General features: G+C 67.1%; 3 protein-coding genes. 1 reads left to right on the top strand and 2 read right to left on the bottom strand.

The genetic code is table 11. The features are described from left to right. The first annotated feature begins 67 nt into the window (after positions 1 to 67). The gene (locus BEN49_RS13030; protein WP_070744088.1) at positions 68 to 1,132 is read left to right on the top strand and encodes an Ldh family oxidoreductase; all 1,065 of its coding nucleotides are present in this window, start codon (positions 68 to 70) and stop codon (positions 1,130 to 1,132) included. Between the two features lie 232 nt (positions 1,133 to 1,364). Here BEN49_RS13030 and BEN49_RS13025 read toward each other — a convergent pair whose 3' ends face one another. Together BEN49_RS13025 and BEN49_RS13020 are read right to left on the bottom strand one after the other, a co-directional pair. Beyond that, the gene (locus tag BEN49_RS13025; RefSeq protein ID WP_070744086.1) at positions 1,365 to 2,207 is read right to left on the bottom strand and encodes a murein L,D-transpeptidase catalytic domain family protein; all 843 of its coding nucleotides are present in this window, start codon (positions 2,205 to 2,207) and stop codon (positions 1,365 to 1,367) included. A 179-nt stretch (positions 2,208 to 2,386) separates the two neighbouring features. Next, the coding region (locus BEN49_RS13020; RefSeq protein WP_070744084.1) for a murein L,D-transpeptidase catalytic domain family protein at positions 2,387 to 3,068 on the bottom strand (682 nt) is incomplete at its 5' end.

Raw genomic sequence — 3,068 nt, 5'->3', positions numbered from 1 at the left:
CGCCCGGACGGGGCCCCGGGCCGCATCTTTGGCGGGCCGCCCGCTCACCCGGGCGCGCCCCTTTGCCATGCCCACCTTCGCCTACAACGAGCTTTTTGCGTTCACCGAGCGCGTATTCCAGGCCATCGGCTGCCCCGAGGCCGACGCCACGCTGGCCACCGAAACCCTGCTGGCCGCCGATTTGCGGGGCGTCGATTCGCACGGCGTGGCCCGCCTGGTGGGCTACGTGCGCCTCTGGGAGGCCGGCCGCATCAACGCCGCGCCCCGCGTGGCCGTGACCTACGAAACGCCCAGCACCGCGGTGGTGGACGGCGACGGCGGCCTGGGCCTGGTGGTGGGGCCCCGGGCCATGCGCGTGGCTATTGAAAAAGCCCAGCAGGTGGGCACCGGCTGGGTGTCGGTGAAGAACTCCAACCACTTCGGCATTGCCGGCTACCACGCCATGCTGGCCCTGGCCCACGACATGATCGGGGTGGCCATGACCAACGCCTCGCCCCTGGTGGCCCCCACCTATTCGCTGGATCGGCTGCTGGGCACCAACCCCATTGCCGTGGCCGTGCCGGCCGGCGAGCAGCCCGATTTCGTGCTCGACATGGCCACCACCACCGCCGCCAACGGCAAGCTCGAAATTGCCCAGCGCAAGGGCCTGCCCCTGCCCGAGGGCTGGGCCCAAACCGCCGACGGCCTGCCCAGCACCGACGCCAACGCCGTGAAGGACGGCGGGGCCCTGCTGCCGCTGGGCGGCGCCACCGGCTCGCACAAGGGCTACGGCCTGGGCGCGGTGGTCGATATTTTCTCGGCCGTGCTCAGCGGGGCCAACTACGGGCCCTGGGTGCCGCCGTTCGTGGCGTTTTTGCAGCCCTCGGCCAACCCCGTGGGCCAGGGCCTGGGCCACTTTTTCGGGGCCATGCGCGTCAACGCCTTCCGGCCCGCCGACGAGTTCAAGGCCCACATGGACAATTGGATAACCACCTTCCGCCAGGCCCACGCCGTGGCGGGCAAGCACGTCCTCATCCCCGGCGACCCCGAGCGCGACACCGCCGCCCACCGCCTGCTCGACGGCATTCCGCTGCTCGACGCCGTGGTGCAGGACCTGCAAGGCGTAGGCGCCAAGTTCGGGGTGAAGCTGTAGGCGGGCTGCTGTGTTGGGGAACGGAATCTGTGATGGGGCCGGCTGCCGGCTTTTTCGCCGCGCCCTTGAACGGAACTCCCGAGGCCCTAACCATCCCAACGATTAGCGGGCAGCCGGCGAAAAGCCGGCAGCCCGCCCCGCCCGGGGGCCTCACGCGGCGGTTACCGACAATAAAAAGAGGCCTTGCGCACGGTGCGCAAGGCCTCTTTTTATTGTCGGTAACCAGCTTGCTTTACGCTTGGTGCCCAGTGGCAGCCAGCGCCGCAATGGCCACGTGCTGGTTCAGGAATTTCGAGTTGTAGCCGGCGTTCGACCGGTTGATGAACAGGCAGGTACCACCGTTCACGGCGTCGATGATTTGGGCGTACTGGTCCATGGGCAGGGCGGGGCAGCCGAGGCTGCGGCCCAGGCGGCCGTTCTGGCGGATGAATGCCTCGCTCACGTACTCGGCGCCGTGCATCACCACCGAGCGGGTGGCGGCGTTGGTGTTGTAGCCCTCGTCGAGGCCCTGGAGGCGCAGCGAGTGGCCGTGCTTGCCCTGGTACTCGCTGCCCGTCACGTAGAAGCCGAGGCTGCTCATGTTGCTGGCGTCGGTGTTCGAGAAGTTGGTGGCCTCGTTCTCGCCCGAGTTGTGGCCGTGGGCCACCAAGGTGTGGAAAATGATTTGCTGGCTGGCCAAGTTCACCACCCACAGGCGCTTTTCGGTGCTGGGCAGGTCGAAGTCCACTACCGTCAGCAGCTGCTTATTATCGGCCAAGCGGCCGCCTTCTTTCAGGTTGAGGTAGCCGGTCATGGCTTTCTCGAACACCTCAAACTTCAGGCCCTGGGCCTGGGCCCCCAGGGCGTCGTAGGTTTCGTGCAGCTTCAGGTCGAACAGCAACGCTTTAGTTGGCGCCACACGGGCAGCTTGGTGCGTGCCCACAGTGACATTGCCTGCCAGCGAGCGGCTCACAGGGCCCGCTACGGGCGTAGCTAGGAACAGCGCCGCCAAAAAGGGCAATACGCGCCGCACGGCGCGCTTGGTGCGCCGGTAGCGGCGCTGGCGTAGAACAACGCTTACATGATGCTTTTCCATAGACTAATGCAATCTGTTGAATAACAAGGGTGAATCGATAAGCAAATTAGCCCAAAAAGGCTAATAAACAGCAGGTCACCCAAGGTGTATACGCAAAAACTGCGGCGGTGGAGGAACACGGACCAGGGTAAACCCCAAAATCAGCCGAAACATTCCCAAAAGAGTACTTCGCCGGGCCCCTAGCCCCAGCCGCGGGCCAAAAACCGGCGGGTAGCCACGGCCCCGTCGAGCCAGCGCGAGTGCAGCCCGGGGCCGCTGAGCAGCAGCGTGGTGCCGCCCTGCACGGTGCTGATGATGGCCTTGAATTGCTCGGGCGGCAGCGCCGGGCAGCCGCGGCTGTAGCCCAGGTGGCCGTGTTGGCGCACGTAGGCGGGGCTGGCGTAGTCGGCGGCGTGCAGCACTACGTAGCGGTTGTAGGCGTTGGCGTTTTCGCCCTTGTCCAGCCCTTCCAGGCGGCGCGAGTAGCCGTGGATGCCGTCGTAGCTGCCCGCGGTGCGGTAGAAGCCCAGTGAGGTGCACGCCGAGGACTCTTTATTGGAGAAGCGGCGCGCGCGCAGGTGGCCCGAGCCTTCGCCGTGGGCCACCAGGCTGCGGTGCAGCACCTTAGCGTTTTTCAGATCGAGCACCCACAGGCGCTCCTCGGTGTTGGGCAGGTCCATGTCGGCCACGGCCAGCAGGCCGGCGCGGAAGCTGGGGTCGGTGCGGCGCAGGGTGAGGTAGCCCACGCAGGCCTGCTCAAGCACGGCGGGGCGCAGCGCGGCGGCCTCGGGGCCCAAGGCCGCGTGCAACTGGGCAATGGCCCGGCGCAGGGTGTCGGGCATCTCGGCCACGGCGGGCACGGGCGTGAGCACCAGCGAATCG

The sequence above is a fragment of the Hymenobacter coccineus genome (assembly GCF_001816125.1).
Classification (GTDB): Bacteria; Bacteroidota; Bacteroidia; order Cytophagales; family Hymenobacteraceae; genus Hymenobacter; species Hymenobacter coccineus.
Note: the sequence above shows the minus strand (reverse complement) of the source record. Positions and strands in the feature narration are given on the sequence as shown.

Coding starts and splice junctions, on each gene's coding strand:
- BEN49_RS13030 (WP_070744088.1), top strand. CDS start 68: ATGCCCACCTTCGCCTACAACGAGCTTTTTGCGTTCACCGAGCGCGTA.
- BEN49_RS13025 (WP_070744086.1), bottom strand. CDS start 2,207: ATGGAAAAGCATCATGTAAGCGTTGTTCTACGCCAGCGCCGCTACCGG.